The 16307-nt window shown below is 64.7% G+C and carries 14 protein-coding genes and 3 pseudogenes; 10 read left to right on the top strand and 7 right to left on the bottom strand.

The window, feature by feature from the left end; genetic code table 11:
* Window position 1: 1 nt before the first annotated feature.
* From ACP7AU_RS15285 to ACP7AU_RS15270, 4 genes are all read right to left on the bottom strand, one after another.
* Entirely contained in the window at window positions 2-517 is a 516-nt protein-coding gene (locus tag ACP7AU_RS15285; protein ID WP_426039515.1) for a lipocalin family protein, read from the bottom strand.
* Complete coding sequence (locus tag ACP7AU_RS15280; RefSeq protein WP_426051952.1) at window positions 510-1322, bottom strand: DUF1365 domain-containing protein; 813 nt, start codon at window positions 1320-1322, stop codon at window positions 510-512. Before ACP7AU_RS15280 ends, ACP7AU_RS15285 begins: the two co-directional genes overlap by 8 nt.
* A complete protein-coding gene (locus ACP7AU_RS15275; protein WP_426051951.1) occupies window positions 1319-2680 on the bottom strand; it encodes an NAD(P)/FAD-dependent oxidoreductase in 1362 nt (453 codons plus the stop codon). Before ACP7AU_RS15275 ends, ACP7AU_RS15280 begins: the two co-directional genes overlap by 4 nt.
* A gap of 72 nt (window positions 2681-2752) precedes the next feature.
* The gene (locus tag ACP7AU_RS15270; protein ID WP_426039518.1) at window positions 2753-3961 is read right to left on the bottom strand and encodes a class I SAM-dependent methyltransferase; all 1209 of its coding nucleotides are present in this window, start codon (window positions 3959-3961) and stop codon (window positions 2753-2755) included.
* 607 nt (window positions 3962-4568) lie between these two features.
* On the opposite strand from ACP7AU_RS15270, the gene ACP7AU_RS15265 reads away from it, so the two are divergent.
* Window positions 4569-4817: a hypothetical protein gene (locus tag ACP7AU_RS15265; protein ID WP_426051950.1), complete on the top strand. Its 249-nt coding sequence runs from the start codon at window positions 4569-4571 to the stop codon at window positions 4815-4817.
* Window positions 4818-5424: 607 nt separating this feature from the next.
* Here the strand turns inward: ACP7AU_RS15265 and ACP7AU_RS15260 are convergent.
* Window positions 5425-6708 (bottom strand): DUF3422 family protein, encoded by a 1284-nt coding sequence (locus ACP7AU_RS15260; RefSeq protein ID WP_426051949.1) that lies wholly within the window; start codon window positions 6706-6708, stop codon window positions 5425-5427.
* Window positions 6709-7570: 862 nt separating this feature from the next.
* Here ACP7AU_RS15260 and ACP7AU_RS15255 point away from each other — a divergent pair.
* The 3 genes and pseudogenes from ACP7AU_RS15255 to ACP7AU_RS15245 all read left to right on the top strand — a co-directional run.
* Window positions 7571-8197, top strand: a complete 627-nt coding sequence (locus ACP7AU_RS15255; protein WP_426051948.1) for a response regulator transcription factor — start codon at window positions 7571-7573, stop codon at window positions 8195-8197.
* A 91-nt stretch (window positions 8198-8288) separates the two neighbouring features.
* Complete coding sequence (locus ACP7AU_RS15250) at window positions 8289-8573, top strand: hypothetical protein (RefSeq protein WP_426051947.1); 285 nt, start codon at window positions 8289-8291, stop codon at window positions 8571-8573.
* 128 nt (window positions 8574-8701) lie between these two features.
* A pseudogene (locus ACP7AU_RS15245) lies at window positions 8702-8842 on the top strand (IS6 family transposase); the annotation flags it as partial.
* A 343-nt stretch (window positions 8843-9185) separates the two neighbouring features.
* Here ACP7AU_RS15245 and hutC read toward each other — a convergent pair.
* Together hutC and ACP7AU_RS15235 are read right to left on the bottom strand one after the other, a co-directional pair.
* Window positions 9186-9923, bottom strand: coding sequence for a histidine utilization repressor (gene hutC, locus ACP7AU_RS15240; RefSeq protein ID WP_426039522.1), 738 nt, complete (start codon window positions 9921-9923; stop codon window positions 9186-9188).
* A 310-nt stretch (window positions 9924-10233) separates the two neighbouring features.
* Window positions 10234-10650, bottom strand: coding sequence for a hypothetical protein (locus tag ACP7AU_RS15235; RefSeq protein ID WP_426039523.1), 417 nt, complete (start codon window positions 10648-10650; stop codon window positions 10234-10236).
* 179 nt (window positions 10651-10829) lie between these two features.
* Here ACP7AU_RS15235 and ACP7AU_RS15230 point away from each other — a divergent pair.
* The 6 genes and pseudogenes from ACP7AU_RS15230 to ACP7AU_RS15205 form a co-directional block, all read left to right on the top strand.
* Window positions 10830-10901, top strand: a pseudogene (locus tag ACP7AU_RS15230) (hypothetical protein); the annotation flags it as partial.
* Entirely contained in the window at window positions 10886-12445 is a 1560-nt protein-coding gene (gene hutH / locus ACP7AU_RS15225; protein ID WP_426051961.1) for a histidine ammonia-lyase, read from the top strand. The pseudogene ACP7AU_RS15230 and the gene hutH, both read left to right, overlap by 16 nt.
* Window positions 12445-12954 (top strand): N-formylglutamate amidohydrolase, encoded by a 510-nt coding sequence (locus ACP7AU_RS15220; RefSeq protein ID WP_426051946.1) that lies wholly within the window; start codon window positions 12445-12447, stop codon window positions 12952-12954. Before hutH ends, ACP7AU_RS15220 begins: the two co-directional genes overlap by 1 nt.
* A complete protein-coding gene (gene hutU, locus ACP7AU_RS15215; RefSeq protein ID WP_426051945.1) occupies window positions 12951-14618 on the top strand; it encodes a urocanate hydratase in 1668 nt (555 codons plus the stop codon). The genes ACP7AU_RS15220 and hutU overlap by 4 nt, the downstream gene beginning before the upstream one ends.
* The gene (locus ACP7AU_RS15210) at window positions 14615-14890 is read left to right on the top strand and encodes a HutD family protein (RefSeq protein WP_426051944.1); all 276 of its coding nucleotides are present in this window, start codon (window positions 14615-14617) and stop codon (window positions 14888-14890) included. The genes hutU and ACP7AU_RS15210 overlap by 4 nt, the downstream gene beginning before the upstream one ends.
* Window positions 14891-15020: 130 nt before the next feature.
* Window positions 15021-15713: pseudogene (locus ACP7AU_RS15205) on the top strand (IS6 family transposase).
* The last annotated feature ends 594 nt before the right edge of the window (window positions 15714-16307 follow it).

Here is a 16307-nt window from a genome sequence, read left to right as displayed (position 1 = left end):
TTCAGCGCTGGATCAGCTGGCGGTTCGGGAGGCCGAGCTCGGCCATTCGGTTGCGCAGACGCGTCTGTTCAGCCGCGCTCATGGTCGGACTGCGCGAGAGGAGGGCCGGGAACCGGCCGTCGGCGGTTGTGGCGATCATCCAGCTGTAGTCGGGGGCGACGTCGATGACCCAGTAGCGCTGGCGGATCAGGCCGGCGAAGAAGCTGGCCTCGAACTTGGCGTTGGTCGAGGTGTCGGTGACGCGGGCCCGCGTGTTGACGGTGGTGACGCGACCGTCGCGAGCGCCCCGGTGACAGGTCTGGCTGATCGAGAAGTCATTTGGCGCGCGGCGGCTCCAGACCTGGCTGGCGGCCCAGCAGTCGCGCTGATGGTCGTTCGGCGTGCGCAGGATCTCGTGCCAGCGCCCCATGAAGCGGTCGAGGTCGATCGTGCGTCTGGGTTCCGGCGCCTCTGCAGAGGCGGCCGTGGCGATCATCAGAATAAGGGTGGCCGCGAGCGGCAGGGCGAATCTAGGCATGTCGGGTTCCGGTGGAGGTTTCGGACGGTCCCCCGACCGTGACGGGATGGGAGGGCGTGACCCCGCCGCGCAGACGCAGGCCCTTGAGAAGAAGGCGAACCGCCTCCCAGTGGATGCCGGCGATGACCTTGAGTGTGAGCAAGGGATGGCCGAGCCAGGCGCGGCGCAGGTTGGCGTCGGTGATCTCGGAGCGGAGGCCCGAGAAGCCGGTCAGCAACAAGGGGCCGTTGGCGTCGTCCACCGTGATGGAGACACGGGCGATCTCCGCCGGCTCGCTCTCAGGCGGATCAACCTCGAACCGGTAAGTCAGGTCCATGTCCATGAACGGCGAGACGTGGAAGGCCTTCTCGACCGACTGCCGCAAAGGCCCCGAGGCGGCGCCGACCGGCATCAGATAGGCGTGGCGGCCGCCAAAGGTGTTGGACACCTCGTAGAGGATGGCGCTCAGCCCACCGTTTTCGGCATGGCAGAAATAGACGCTGAGCGGGTTGAAGGCGTACCCGAGGATCCGGGGCAGGGTCAGCAGTTGCACCTGCCCGCCGGTTGCGAGGCCCGCAGCGCGCATCCGCTGTTCGATCTGGACTTTCAGGGGCATGGCGGAGCCATCGCCGTGATCGCTCTGTCGCAGGCTCATCAGGCCGAACCGCCCGGACCCGAGCCACCGCAGACGGCCGACCAGATCATCCCATTCCTCGAGGTCGATCAGCAGCATGAACAGCCGATAGCGCAGCGCATGGACGCGGGGGCGCAGGCGGCGGTGAAACACCGGACCCGAGTAGATTCCCGATCTCAGCCTCGTGATCATCGGTCCGCCAAGGGCTCTAGGGCGGGGATGGGCATGGGGATTCGGTCGCTTTCGTTTGGCACGCTCCAGGGCCTGCGAACGCCGCCAATGTCTTCGGCGACAGCCAGTCCGGCCTGGAGACCGTCCTCGTGGAAGCCCGAGCCGAACCAGGCACCGCAGAACCAGGTGTTGTTCCGTCCCTGCAGCGAACCGAGGCCGCGCTGGGCGAGCATTGCATCCGCATTGAAAATGGGGTGATCGAAGTCGCGGTCGGCGAGCACCAGGGCCGGATCTGGCTCACGCTCGGGGTTCAGGGTCACGAAGAGTTCCGGTCCGGAAAGCCCCTGCAACAGGTTCATCCAGTAGGTGACGCTGGCGGCGCCGCCCGCATCGGCCCGGCCGGCGCCGACGTAGTTCCAGGCGGCCCAGGCGCTGCGGCGGCGCGGCATGAAGCTGCAGTCGCGGTGCAGGACGACGCGGTTGCGACCGTAGGCCATGGGCTGGAGCAGGCGTCGTTCGTCCGCGCCTGGTTCGGCCAGGAGGGCTAGGGCCTGATCGGAGTGAACGGCCAGAACCACCGCGTCGAAACGTTCCGCGCCACACCGGGTGTGCAGGGTCGCGCCATCGGCTCCGCGCTCGATGCGGGAGACCGGCTCGTTGAGGCGAACGTCTCCCTGGAAATCGGCAGCGAGCGCCTCGACATATCGACGGCTACCGCCCGCGACCGTGCGCCAGGTTGGCTCCATGTCGACTTCGAGCAGGCGGTGGTTGCGATAGAAGCGGATGAAGGCGGCGGCCGGATAGTCCGCCATCTGGCGCGGCGTTGACGACCAGATCGCCGCGGCCTGGGGCAGCAGATGCAGGTCGCGGAAGCTGTCGCCGTATTTGTGGTCGTCCAGGTAGCGGCCCAGTGAGCACAGCGACCGATCCAGTTCAGCCAGGTCGCCGGCGGCGGTCCGGTGAAACCGCTTCAGATCCATCAGCATGCCCCAGAACCGGGGGCTGGCGAGGTTGCGCTTCTGGGCGAACAGGCCGCGCGCACCATGGCTGGAGTATTCGAAACCGCCCGCGTTCATCGAGACGGCGAACGACATATGCGCCGCTTTGCTCGCCACGCCGAGATGGTCGAGCAGGGCCGTAAAGTTCGGATAGTTCGGCTCGTTGTAGACGATGAAGCCGGTGTCCACCGCGATAGAACCATCCGGAGACGGCGCGTCGACGGTGCAGGAATGGCCGCCCAGCCGGTTTTCGGTCTCGAACAGCACCACCTCGTGGCGCCGCGACAGCAGCCAGGCCGCCGACAGGCCGGCGATGCCTGCACCCACCACCGCGATGCGCCGCTTCGGGCCGGTCGTTGAGTCGAGGGTGCGGTCGAACATTGAGCTGCCTGTGGTCGAATTCTGGGCCTGTGCAACTACGCTCGGACGCCCGCTCCGGATGCCGATCGGCGATCAGTCGCGGGAGAGGGTCATGTGGACGACGTCCGTCCGCCCCGAGCGGAACCCGGCCTCGCAGTAGGCGAGGTAGTAGCGCCACAGATTGCAGAATCGCTCATCCTTGCCCGCGGCGGAGCCGGTGTCGAAGGCGACCCGCCAGCGCCGAAGGGTTTCCGCATAGTCGGCGCCGAAGCGGCGAACCACCCGTCCCTCCAGTCCGGCGGCGCCGACAGCCCGCGCCAGCCGTGTCTCGGACGGCAGCATTCCGCCGGGGAAGACGTACATCTGAATGAAATCGGGCCGCCGGCGATAGGTCGCGAGCAGGTCGTCCCGGATCGTAATGATCTGCAGTCCGGCGCGGCCGCCGGGCGCGAGCCGGGCGCGGACTGTCTCGAAGAACGTCGGCCAGTATGCCTCGCCCACCGCCTCGAACATTTCGACCGAGACGATACGATCAAACGATCCCGGCACGTCGCGGTAGTCGATCAACTGGATCGAGACCTGGTCGTTCAGACCGGCTTGAGCGATGCGTTGCTCGGCAAAGGCCTTCTGGGATGGCGACAGGGTGATGGCCGTGACGTGAACCGCGCGCTCGCGAGCCAGATACTCGGCGAATCCGCCCCAGCCGCAGCCGATCTCAAGAACTGACTGGCCCGGACGGATATCGGCGGCGTCGGCCACGGCTGCGTATTTGGCGTTCTGGGCGTCCTCCAAGGTCTGGTCCGGAGAGGCGAACAGGCCCGAGGAGTAGGTCATTCCCCGATCCAGCCACCGGGCGTAGAAATCGTTGCCAAGGTCGTAGTGGGCGACGATGTTCCGCCGCGAGCCCTTGCGGGTGTTCGAAGAGAACGCGTGGCGGATCGCGTCGATCGCCCGTGCGACCGGATTGCCGCCCACAAGGCGGCCGAGGTGGTCGTAGTTGTCGGCGAAAGCCAGGAGGAGACCAGGGAGGTCCGGCGTGTCCCAATCCCCGGCCACATAGCCTTCCGCGAACCCGATATCGCCGCGCTTGAGCATCCGCGAGAACGCTCGCCAGTTCCGGATACGCCAGACAACGGCCTGGGCCGACCCGGGGCCGACCGCCAGCGAGCGACCCGCGGGATCGACGATCAGAAGGCGGCCGACTCGCCACAGTGAAGACAGGGCTCCGATCAGCGGGACCACCCAGGGCGGCCTGGCTTCGCTGTACGAAGCCGTCTCGATCACGCCCGGTGTGTCGGTCATCGTCTATCCCAGTTGGCCGCTGAGGACGATGCAATGAACCCGTGGCACGCAGGACGTGCGGTGGATGTCATCACGCCGCCCTCGGCTGAACGCTGTGAGCTACGCGAGCACGGGTGGGCCGGATGCGACTCAGCTGTTAACCGGGGCCGGGAAGCTGTTAAGGTTCATGGGGCGAACGGCCCCTGATGCGGTCACTCTAGCGCTAAAAGGTCTCCGGCAAAATCTGATCTTCCCCCGCACATTTGGAGGGGATTGAGCGACTCCGCGTTCGGCCTCGGCTCGGCGGATATGGCCCGGTGCTGAGTGCAGGCGACGGGGATTGCAGGAGCCCTCGAGGTGGCCGACCCGCATATCCGCTGCCCTGATCGAGGACCTCGTCGCCGGGCGCCTGCACGAGCCTCTTATTGAGACAGATCTGGGTGAAGCTCGAATAGTGAGCTTTTAGGCATTGTGCTCGTCGGCATTACCCCTTCAGATTTTCGGTTGAAGGCTACGGAGTCTGACGCATGGGGATTGACTACAGAGCTCCGCGCCCAGGTCGCGTTTTGCGGGTCCATTCCGCTGGCGGCGTGTCTATAAGGCGGCCCGTCGCACCGGAGCTGAACCAATGGCTGTCGAGACCGTCTACATCATCCAGGCCTACGTCCAGGGGCGCGGAAAAGGCCTGAAGGCTGAGCAGCAGATGGGCTGCACGTCCGCTGAGGAAGCCCGCCGGAAAGCCGAACGTCTCGCACCGCTCCGGCTGGGCGTGGTCGCGTTCGCCGTCTCGGCAGACACCGAGATGGGTGATTATGACGAGAATCCCACGATCCTGTTCAAGGCAGGCCAACTTCCGCCGCCATGGAACCGGGAATAGGCTATGGGAGGGGCCGATACTTTATCCCCCCACACGCCTTCGCCGAGATTCATGATGATGACAGACCCCGAACGCATTGATGCGCTCCTTGACATGGTCGATCCTGATCGGGTGGCGAATGTAAGCCGGGGGCCGGAGCTGGCCGTGCTGGGGCTCGCCGTCGCCAAGCCAAGGGGGGGGTATCAACCCACAAATGCTGGTTGGGTGATGATCGGCAATCGCGGCAGAGCTTTCCAGCCTCAAAAGTAGCTGCCCGACCGAGGCCCTCGGGGGGGCTGTCGGGCAAACGCCAGGTAGTCTCCGCCAAAGGCGGATTCGGCGGCTGACGGCGCTAGTGTTTCGCAAGCCGGTTCCGCTCGAGCTGAATCTGTTTCCCGCAGGGGTGATCTGCGAGGTCGTCAGGCTGGACTTCGGGTCTAGCCTCGGTTCCGCGATGTTGAGGAAATACTGTTCCGCGCCGACGCAGTCGCTGTTTTGGCTGAGGTGGCAACCCTGCCCGGGCAGGGTCGGGCGATCTTCGATCTGGCCAGGTTGCCCTGCCAGCCCCCGAGGCGGTTCAACACCGTCCGCTTACACCGGCGAAATTCGCCTTGGCGGGCCTGGCTTGTCAGCCCTCATGGGCGAATTGCTCGCGCCATGCCCTTAGTCCAAGCCAGACCCCCGCCAACACAAACGGGGTGAGCAAGCCCGCGACGAGCGTGGCGTCGAATTGGGTCCAGATGCGCTCCAGCCCCTTCAGAGGTAACAACATCAGGCCAACGGTATAATAGGCAATGGCCACCGTCGACAGACCCTCGACTGCCTGTTGCAGCCTTAGCTGAGCACCTGCGCGGCGGTCCATCGACGCCAGCAGGGCGGCGCTCGTAGCTTCGGCTGCGACTTCGACCCGGGTGTTGAGCATCTGTGTCATCCGGGCGATCCGGGCGATGGCTGCGCGCTGCCGTTCCGCCACCGCGTCGCAGGTCCGCATCGCCGGGTCCAAACGACGCTGCATGAACTCGCCCAGCGTCAGAAGACCCTCGAGGTGCTGTTCACGCAGCCGCTCGATCCGCTCGCGCACGAGGCGGTGATAGGCTGCGGCTGCGTCAAAGCGGAAATTCGTACGACTGATCAGCGCCTCGGTTTCGCCAGCGACAGCCGCCAGTCGATCCAGCAACAGCCGGTCGGCATCTGGATCGGCATCCTCGGCGAGTTGGTGAGCGAGGTCCGCCGCCGTGGCCTCGATGCAAGAGAGCGCCGAGGCCGACTCCCCTGCGACTGGAAAGGCAAGAAGAGCCATCAGACGATAGGTCTCGACCTCCAGCAGGGTCTGAACAAGTCGCCCGGTCAAGGCGCCGTCGCCGACGTCGTCGGATAACAGCAGAAACCTGGTCATGCCTTCCGCGTCGGCCCTGAAATCAGTCAGAACAAGGGTGTCGCTGTCGACCAGTCGGCCGCCGGTGACGCCGACGGCAAACAGGGCTGTGGCGGCAGTCACATCTGCATGGCTCCAAACCTCCAGCCTCGTCGCGACCAGGACGTCGCCCGGCCACGCGCCGAGCCAGTCAATCGGCACCATGTCGAGAGCGGTCTCGGCGAAGGGCGCCTTGTTCACGGGCGAGCGGAAGAAGGTCCAGGTCGAAAACTCAGTGTGGCGCTCCCATCTCAGATGCCATGTCCCGGCTTCAAGGCCGCACCAGCGGGCTGTGGGGCCTGGTTCGGCTTGCCCAAGGCGGCGGCACAGGGCCATGTGGTCCCGGTCGCCTTGCTCGCCAGCCTGACCTGAAAGTGTGGCGATCCGCGTCACGAGCGCGGGGCCGACCAGTGGTGTGAAAGGGCGGGCGTGAGCCTCCGCCAGCAGAGCGTCGCGCTGTGGGTGGTAGCGCCAATTCGTCGATATTCCGGAGGCCATCGATCAGCAGGAAGCCGAGCGCAACTTCCCGTCAAGGCGACGTTTGAGCACAGACGCGTGGCGGTGCTGTCATCTGTGGACGGGGTACTGTCGGTCTGACACTAACTTCTGCCCACTGAACAGAGTGTAAGCCACTGACCGGGATGGACTATTGTGAAGCCGGTGTCAGTCAGCCATCGGTTCCCGGCGGAGGTCATCCGCCATGCCGACTGGCTCTACTTCTGTTTCAGCCTCAGTTTTCGCGACGTCGAATAGCTCCAGGCGCAACGCGAGATCGACGTCAGCTATGAGACGATCAGGTGCTGGACGTTCACGTTCGGCCCGCTGGTCGCGAGGCGGCTGAAGCGCCTTCGGCCAGTTCCATCGCCTCATATGGCGCAGCGCTCGATAGCCGGCTTCGAGACAATAATCGGGCGAAGAACTCCCAGCTTCTGATCCGACGACGAGAGCGACAGCGGCGGTTCAAATCCCAGCCTCAGTCCAGAGATTTCGCAACGCCCACGCAGCGAGCTACACCAGCCTCAAAATCCAGCGTCATTTGATCAGCAGACCCACACGTCGCCGCTTCCGCGCCGATGCTGAGGCCGCATGGGCGGCGGCGGTTGCCTGAAGGGCGGCAGGGTCGGGGGCTTCTCAACCCGATGCGGTCACCCTGACATCGCCACGCAATGAGCCCTGAGCCTAGATGGGCAGGGCGCTGTTCGCCTTGGCGGAAATTTGACAGCACCATATTGACGGTGTGGCGGGGATCGATAAGTAAAAACGCTTGCTTGTCGGCCAAGCTTCCGCCTGCCTAAGCAGAACGTCCCATAGTTGCGGATGTGAACCATTCACAGTCGCGCAGTATCGCTTTGGAGCCATTGTGGTCAGCAGGGTCGTTCTGATCGATGACGACGCCGCAGTGCTGGAGTCGCTTGAGGCGGTCTTCTCGTCCGCGAACTATGAGGTCCGGTCGTTCCCCCTGGCGACAGACTTCCTGGCGGCGCTGCCCGGTTTGTCTCCCGCGTGCATCGTCACGGACCTGCGCATGCCGGAAATGGATGGGCTGACACTTGTGAGCAAGCTGACGGGGGAGAAGGGTCTCTCTTGGCCGATCGTCGTGATCAGCGGCCACGGGGACGTTCCGGACGCCGTGGCCGCCATACGCGCCGGCGCGACTGACTTTCTGATCAAGCCCTTCCCCCCACAAAAGCTTCTGGCCATAGTCCAGGCGTCCCTGTCCTCTCGTCTGGCCACACCGGCGCCGCCCGAAACGGATGTCGATCTGCGTTATGCGAGCCTGTCTCAACGAGAACGCCAGGTCGTCGAGATCCTGACCGCCGGCGGCAGCAGCAAGAGCGCGGGCCTCGCTCTTGGTATCAGCCCAAGGACCGTCGACGTCTTTCGAGGGCGGATCATGCGGAAGATGGCGGTGAACAATATCGCATCTCTCGCCACTGCTGTGGCCGCGGTCAGTCCTGCCATTCGTGATGCGCCGAAGACTGCCTAGGAACGTCACTTCACCAGAGGCGATCGACGCAGCCATCGCCGAGATCATCGAGATGACAGCGGATCCTCATCGACAGCCAACGGCTGAGGAGTTGCGGACCCTTCACGCCCTCGTCAACGAAATGCTGGCCTGTTGTGCGACGATCGAGATCGAAGGCCTGGTCGATACGCTTTATGCGCTCGGTCGGCTCGTGGGGGCCCTGATGATCACCGACGCCTGGCTTGACGGCGCACTCACGCCGGCCGTCAATCTTCTGCGCCTCGTCCGACGTGGAGCCATTGCTCCCGAAGACCTGAAAGCTCTGGTTGCCGGCGTCGATCAATGCGCGCACCGGATCAGCGCCCACGCCCGTCTGGCCGAGGTGCTAGCGCTTTAGAGCCTGATCGGTTGGGTGCTGTCAGGCGAACGCTAAAGGTCTCCGGTATTTGTGGCGTAAGCCACTGACGGGGATCATATTTCGGGAAGTCGAGTTCGTTCAGGCGTCACCAGTTCTGGGCGGAGGTCATCCGCCATGCCGACTGGCTCTACTTCCGTTTCAGCCTCAGTTTTCGCGACGTCGAAGAGCTCCTGGCGCAACGCGGGATCGACGTCAGCTATGATACGATCAGGTGCTGGACGTTCACGTTCGGCCCGCTGATCGCGAGGCGGCTGAAGCGCCTTCTGCCAGTTGCATCGCCTCTTAGGGCGCAGCGCTCGATGGCCAGGATCTCAGGCATTCGCACCGGCCCGGCCGGCTTTGAGAAAACAACCGCATTGAGAACTCCTGGCTGCCGATCCGAAGATGAGAACGGCAGCAGCAGCGGTTCAAATCGGAGGCCTCAGCCCAGAGGTTCCTTACCACCCACGCAGCGAGCTACGACGCCTTCAACATCCAACGTCATTTGATCAGCAGACCCACACTTCGCCGCTTCCGCGCCGATGCGGACGCCGAATGGGCGTCTGTTGCTGCCTGAAGGGCGGCGGGTAGGGAGCTTTCGACGTGGGGAAGTTAGCCTGACAATGCCTTTTCGCCCATTGGGGCGAACCGCGCGACGAGATCGTAGGCTTCGCCTGGGAACGTCAGACGAACGTGGGTAATCGGATCGTCACCTCGCCAGGTTCGCCTTTCCAGAGACAGGCAAGCGACCGAGGGTTCGATCAAAAGCAATTTGGCCGACGCTCTGGATGTGTTGATCGCGCTGATCTTGTGCTCGGCCTCGGTCCAGGGGACGAATCCCAGAAGCCAGGTTCCCGGGGGGGTCTGTGCGAAATCGACCGCCTCTGCGGCCGGTACGGCGCTCAGACTGATTAACCGTTCCTCGATCGCGAAGGGACGTCCGCTCGCACGATGGAGACACTGGAGGGTCAGAATTCGGCCGGAGACCGGGAGCTCCAGGCTTTTGTTGTCTCGCCGGTTCGCAGTCCGGATCTTGCGCGACAAAAGTTCGTATCCGTAGGGCTCGCCCCGGCCCGTTATCTCAGCCTGAATGTCGGGGATATCGAGCACCGCCGAATGGATGCGCGGGCGGGCGACGAACGACCCCGCCCGCCGTCGCCGAATGATCAGGCCATTGTCGGCCAAAGGTGTCAGCGCCTTGTTCACCGTCATCCTGGAACAGCCGTACTGGGCCATCAGTTCGTGTTCGAACGGAATGCGGTGTCCGGGAGCCCAGTCCCCAGACAAAATCCGTTCAGCGATGTCGGACCGGATGCGTTTATGCAGGGTGGTGTCAGCGCCGCCGGTCATGCGTTCCCAAGGTCCAGAATCCTCGACAGCACGCGAGCATACCGGCGGGCTGTTTCGGCGTGCGCCACATGGCGGCCATTCGCCACGACTTGTCTACCCCGACGCCAGACGGCGTCCGCTCGCCGGTCGCGCGAGGCGAAGATCCATTGATCGAGGCGGGCGTCTCCGAAAGATATCTCGTCCGTGCCTGCTTCGCCGGACAAGGCGACGAGATCGGCTACCCGGGCGACCACCAGCCCGTGGCTGACCGAATTCCCTGCTGCCTGTGAGCGCCTCGCGGACCATCCCGCCGCCCGTCGAACCGCTCGCCTCATCCTCCATCACAGTGCGAGTGCGTTCGAGCAGGCGCTGGGAGTACTCCAGCATTCTCAGCGCCTGGGCGGCGTCGATCAGAACGGACATATGAGTGGCGTGAACCAGACACCAACGGCGATCGACCTCTACCGCGTCGCACAACAGATAGTCCGGCCGGGCGCCAGACCAGGCATTCGTCGGCCAGCCCCGCCATTCCACTCTGGAACACATGGCTGAGCCGGTTGGTCAGTCCGGGAAGGCCTGTCGCCTGGACCTGATCGCCGGGCTCGGCCGCAGCTCCGATCGCGATGGCGCCGATTAGTTCATTGTGGATTCCGATGCGGACGGACCGCACCCAACCTGTGTCGAGAAGGGCCTGATCGAACCAAAGCCAGGTCTCTGGCGATCTTGCGTGCCGGGTATCGACTGTCACTGGACAATCCTCATAGTTCCGAATTATGTCTATACAATAATCAGGGCAAGCGACCAGCGTTTCCTGTGGGTGGCGGAGGGCGAACAATGGAGCGTGATCGCGTCTGGACCAATGCCCGGTTGGCGGTGGTCGCGCCCGATGCGGCTGCCCTGATCGCCGAAGGCGCGACCACCGCCGAGGAACGACCCGCCGAACTTGTCTACCGTATGGGGTTCAATCCGCTCCATACCCGTGTCTGGAGAGGCCAATGACTGACACCCCCCTGACCGCCACGATCGTGATGAAGCCGGGCGAGGTCAGCTTGGCCGACTGGCGCGCCATCTATCGCGGCGCCCTTGCGGTCCTGCATGCAGACGCAGCCGAACCGATCCGCGCCAGCGCCGCTGCCGTCGAGCGGATTCTTGCGCGCGGCGAACCGGTCTACGGGATCAATACCGGCTTTGGAAAACTGGCCAGTGTCCGCATCGAGGCCAGCGATCTGGCGACTCTGCAGCGCAACATCGTCCTGTCGCACGCGGCGGGGGTCGGCGAGCCGTCGCCCACGCCGGTCATCCGCCTGATGATAGCGCTGAAACTGGCAAGCTTGGCGCAAGGCGCCTCGGGCGTTCAGCCGGCCACTGTCGCCCTGCTGGAGGCCCTGCTCGTGCGGGGCCTGACCCCGGTCATCCCTTGCCAAGGCTCTGTCGGCGCCTCGGGCGATCTCGCGCCCCTCGCTCACATGGCCGCCGCCATGATCGGTGTCGGCGAGATCGAGGTCGACGGCGTGCGCCGGCCGGCCGCCCAGGCCCTGGCCCTCGCCGGTCTCGAACCCCTGATCCTCGGCCCCAAGGAAGGTCTGGCCCTGCTCAACGGCACCCAGTTCTCGACCGCGAATGCGCTTGCCGCCTTGTTCGGCGCTGAGACCCTGTTCCAGAGCGCGCTCATCGCCGGCGCCCTGTCGACAGAGGCGGCCAAGGGATCCGACACGCCGTTCGATCCACGGATCCATGCGCTGCGGCGTCATCTCGGCCAGATCGAGACCGCTTCCGCGCTTCGGATGTTGATGGACGGGTCAGCCATCCGGGCGTCCCACGCCATCGATGACGAACGCGTGCAAGACCCCTATTGCCTGCGTTGCCAGCCACAGGTGATGGGTGCCGCGCTAGATGTCCTGCGTCAGGCGGCGACGACCCTGTTGATCGAGGCGAACGGCGTCAGTGACAACCCGCTGATCTTCCCGGCGACCGACGAAGCCCTGTCGGGCGGCAATTTCCACGCCGAGCCGGTCGCCTTCGCTGCCGATATGATCGCGCTGACGATCTGCGAAATCGGCTCTCTGTCGGAACGGCGGATCGCCATGCTGGTGGATCCCGCCCTGTCCGGCCTGCCCGCCTTCCTCACCGCAAGGCCCGGCCTGAACTCCGGCTTCATGATCCCCCAGGTGACGGCTGCGGCCCTGGTGTCGGAGAACAAGCAGAAGGCCTATCCGGCCAGCGTGGATTCCATCCCGACCTCAGCCAATCAGGAGGACCACGTCTCCATGGCCGCCCACGGCGCGCGTCGTTTGCTGGCCATGGTCGAATCGGCCAACGCCGTGGTCGGCATCGAACTTCTGGCAGCCGTGCAGGGCTGCGACTTCCACCGCCCGCTGCGGTCGAGCGCGGCTCTGGAAACCGCGCGGGCCCTGCTCCGCAACACCGTTCCTCACCTGGAGGAGGACCGCCATTTCCATCCCGATATCGAGGCCGCGCTCGCCCTCATTCGCTCAGGAGCCATAGTCACGGCCGCTGGCGTCTCCTTGCCCGGAGTCTGTTGATGGAATGGCTCGAGGGTCATCGCGGCCCCGGGCCGCTGATCGTCAGCCTGCCGCACACCGGCTCGGACATTCCGGCGGAACTCGCCGGCAGGTTCGTCTCGCCCTGGCTGGCGACCAGAGACGCCGATTGGTGGGTCGATAAACTCTATGGCTTCGCGACCGACCTGGGCGCGACCACGATCCGCACCCGGACAAGCCGGAGCGTGATCGACGTGAACCGCGATCCGGCGGGCGCCTCCCCCTGCAAAGCCGGACCGTTCAGTCGGGTCATCAACGGCCGGCTTCGGGGCGGCTCGATCAGACGACACTACGGCAGGCCCGAAATGGGGATCAATGCGATCCCGATGGAATTGGCCTGTCGCTGGTACATGGACGACCCGGCTCAAGCGCCGGAGCCCACGACATGGCCCTCTCCCTCCGACCCTCAACAGGCTGAGCCTCTGCGGGCCACCTTGCAGGCGATCTTGATCGCCTGCCTGACCTTTACTGAAACTCCGAGCCCGTCATGAACCGCAAAGACCCCACCCGCGTCATTCGCGCTGCCCGAGGCGCTGAGCGTACCTGCAAGAGCTGGCTGACCGAGGCGGCGCTGCGGATGCTTATGAACAACCTCGACCCCGACGTTGCTGAACGGCCCGAGGAACTGGTCGTCTATGGCGGCATCGGTCGGGCCGCCCGTGACTGGAAGAGCTTCGACGCCATCGTCGACACCCTGCGCCGGCTCGAGGACGACGAGACCCTCCTGATCCAGTCAGGCAAACCGGTCGGCGTCTTCCGCACCCATGCCGATGCCCCCCGCGTCCTTCTGGCCAATTCCAACCTCGTCCCCCACTGGGCGACGTGGGAGCATTTCAATGAGCTCGATCGCAAGGGTCTGGCCATGTACGGCCAGATGACGGCCGGGTCGTGGATCTATATCGGTGCCCAAGGCATCGTTCAGGGCACCTATGAGACCTTCGTCGAGATGGGCCGCCAGCACTATGGTGGAGACCTGTCGGGCCGCTGGCTGTTGACCGCCGGACTCGGCGGAATGGGCGGAGCCCAGCCGCTGGCGGCGGTGATGGCTGGCGCATCGTGTCTCGCGATCGAGTGTGACCCAAGCCGGATCGCCATGCGTCTGCGCACCGGCTATCTCGATCAGGCGGCCGAGGATCTCGACGAGGCCCTCGCCCTGATCCACGCCGCCTGCGAGGCGAAGGCGCCGATATCGGTCGGCCTTCTCGGCAACGCGGCCGAACTTCTGCCCGAACTGTTCCGGCGCGGCGTCCGGCCCGATCTGCTCACCGATCAGACTTCAGCCCACGATCCGATCAACGGCTATCTGCCGAAGGGCTGGACGATGGAGCGGTGGACAGCGATGCGCGCCCAGGCGCCCGACCAGGTCGAACAGGCCGCCCGTGCCTCGATGGCCGAACATGTCCAGTCGATGCTCGACTTCCAGACCGCCGGCGTGCCCACCGTCGATTACGGCAACAACATCCGCCAGATGGCGAAGGAGGCCGGCGTCGCAAAAGCCTTCGACTTCCCCGGCTTCGTCCCTGCCTATATTCGCCCGCTTTTCTGCCGGGGCATCGGCCCGTTCCGTTGGGTGGCCCTGTCGGGCGATCCCGAGGACATCGCCAAGACCGACGCCAAGGTGAAGGAGCTGATCCCCGACAATCCGCACCTGCACAACTGGCTCGACATGGCCGCCGAGAAGATCAGGTTTCAGGGTTTGCCTGCGCGCATCTGTTGGGTCGGTCTGGGCGACCGCGACCGGCTCGGCCTTGCCTTCAACGAGATGGTGGCCTCACGCGAGCTCAAGGGTCCCATCGTCATCGGCCGCGACCATCTCGATTCCGGCTCTGTCGCGTCGCCGAACCGTGAGACGGAGGCCATGCGCGACGGATCTGACGCGGTCTCCGACTGGCCCCTGTTGAACGCCCTGCTGAGTACGGCCTCGGGCGCGACCTGGGTTTCGCTCCACCACGGCGGCGGGGTCGGCATGGGCTTTTCCCAACACGCCGGTCTGGTCATTGTTTGCGATGGCACCGAGGCGGCAGCGAAGCGGATCGCGCGTGTTCTCTGGAACGACCCGGCCACCGGCGTCATGCGCCACGCCGACGCGGGCTATGATATCGCCCTGAACACGGCGCGCGAGAAAGGGCTCGACCTGCCCGGCATCCTGGGATGATCTCGACGATTTTGGTCGCCGGCGACCGGACAGCGACGCCCAGGAAGAACCTAGGCGGCTTCAAGCGTGAAATCGCGGCCTGGCCTCCGGGAGCGGACCTGGACGACTTCGACTGGCGCCTCAGCGTCGCTGATGTCCTCGGACCCGGCGCCCGTTCCCTGTTCCCTGACGTCGAACGCTGCGTGTCGGTGATCGCGGGGAGACTGCGCCTGACTTTCGACGGCGAGACCACAGTGTCGGTGGACGCCCGGTCAGAGCCGTACGCTTTTTAAGGTGACCGGGACTGTTATGGCGTGCCGATTTCGACCCTGTGACGCCCCCTGATACCGTCGGGTGCTGTCAGGCGAACGCTAAAAGTTCTCCAGTAATTCGGCTGTAGGCCACTGGGGGAGAAGACATTTCGTGAAGCCGATTTTGTTCGAGCTCCACCGGGTTCGGACGGCTGTGATTCGCCATGCCATGTGGCTGTACTTCCGGTACGGCCTAAGTTTTCGCGACGTCGAAGAGCTCCTGGCGCATCGCGAGATCGACGTCAGCTATGAGACGATCAGGTGCTGGACGTTCACGTTCGGCCCGCTGATCGCGAGGCGGCTGAAGCGGCTTCGGCCTGTGCCTTCGCCTCGCTGTCGCCTGGACGAGATGGTTTGTCCGATCGGCGGAAAGCGGATGTATCTGTGGCGGGCTGTGGATGACGAAGGCGAGGTCCTCGACCTCGTGGTCCAGCGCCGGCGGGACACGGGGGCCGCGTTGAGGCGGCTCAGGCGTCTCCTTAAAAGCCAGCCGATCGAGCCGCGGACGATCACGACCGCCGGCCTCGCCTCATATGGCGCAGCGCTCGATGTGTTGGAACTCAGGCATTTGCACCGACCGGGCGGGCTTCGGGAGAACAATCAGGCAGAGAACTCACACCTTCCGATCCGACGACGAGAGCGGCAGTAGCAGCGGTTCAAATCGCAAGCCTCAGCCCAGAGATTCTTCACCACCCACGCGGCGATCTACAACACCTTCAACATCCAACGGCATCTGATCAGCAGACCCACCCTTCGGCGCTTCCGCGCCGATGCGGCGACCGCCTGGGCGGCCGCCGTTGACTGATTTCAGGCAGGGTAGGGCAGGTCTCCACTTGGCACGGTTAACCTGTCAGCCCCGACAAAGGCCTGCTCACCCGTCGCGGGCATCACTCTGACGGCCGTACACATTCCATAATGCTCACGGCAGAAGCCGAAACGCGTGTTCTCCGGTTGGCCGCGATTGTCGACCAGCGAGACGCCGCATTCTTCGCGACTCTGTCAAAGGCCCATCGACAAGCCATGGAGCGGATCCTCCGCGGTCGGGTCGGGTCGGGTCGAGCCGCGCGGCCTGCGACCGATGGCAGGGCTTCTTTAACGTCAGACGGCAGGTGGGCGCAGGAGTCCGCGTTGCGGCCATCTGGACCCCAGCAGTCTTTTTTCGGCGGAACACGAAATGGCCGCTTGACCGGAACGCCGCCCCCGCCTAAATCCCCGCCTCCGCCGGACACCGGCGTTAAACAGTGTGCCCCGGCCCAGCCGGTCTGGTCTTTGACATTGTAGATTTGGAAAGAGAAACGCAGGCGGCGGTGTCCTAGCGATGACCAGTGATGGTCATTACGATGATACTGACACTCTGCGGTCTTTTTGAAAGATACAACCATGTCGGTTGGTTCCCTCG

Origin of the sequence: Brevundimonas sp. SL161, from assembly GCF_049896985.1 — a bacterium.
Taxonomy (GTDB): Bacteria; Pseudomonadota; Alphaproteobacteria; order Caulobacterales; family Caulobacteraceae; genus Brevundimonas.
Note: the sequence above shows the minus strand (reverse complement) of the source record. Positions and strands in the feature narration are given on the sequence as shown.

Excerpts from the sequence above, each read along its gene's own strand:
- hutU (WP_426051945.1), top strand. The coding sequence starts at position 12,951 with ATGAACCGCAAAGACCCCACCCGCGTCATTCGCGCTGCCCGAGGCGCT.
- ACP7AU_RS15285 (WP_426039515.1), bottom strand. The coding sequence starts at position 517 with ATGCCTAGATTCGCCCTGCCGCTCGCGGCCACCCTTATTCTGATGATC.
- ACP7AU_RS15220 (WP_426051946.1), top strand. The coding sequence starts at position 12,445 with ATGGAATGGCTCGAGGGTCATCGCGGCCCCGGGCCGCTGATCGTCAGC.
- ACP7AU_RS15265 (WP_426051950.1), top strand. The coding sequence starts at position 4,569 with ATGGCTGTCGAGACCGTCTACATCATCCAGGCCTACGTCCAGGGGCGC.
- hutC (WP_426039522.1), bottom strand. The coding sequence starts at position 9,923 with ATGACCGGCGGCGCTGACACCACCCTGCATAAACGCATCCGGTCCGAC.
- ACP7AU_RS15270 (WP_426039518.1), bottom strand. The coding sequence starts at position 3,961 with ATGACCGACACACCGGGCGTGATCGAGACGGCTTCGTACAGCGAAGCC.
- ACP7AU_RS15275 (WP_426051951.1), bottom strand. The coding sequence starts at position 2,680 with ATGTTCGACCGCACCCTCGACTCAACGACCGGCCCGAAGCGGCGCATC.
- ACP7AU_RS15210 (WP_426051944.1), top strand. The coding sequence starts at position 14,615 with ATGATCTCGACGATTTTGGTCGCCGGCGACCGGACAGCGACGCCCAGG.
- ACP7AU_RS15260 (WP_426051949.1), bottom strand. The coding sequence starts at position 6,708 with ATGGCCTCCGGAATATCGACGAATTGGCGCTACCACCCACAGCGCGAC.
- ACP7AU_RS15280 (WP_426051952.1), bottom strand. The coding sequence starts at position 1,322 with ATGATCACGAGGCTGAGATCGGGAATCTACTCGGGTCCGGTGTTTCAC.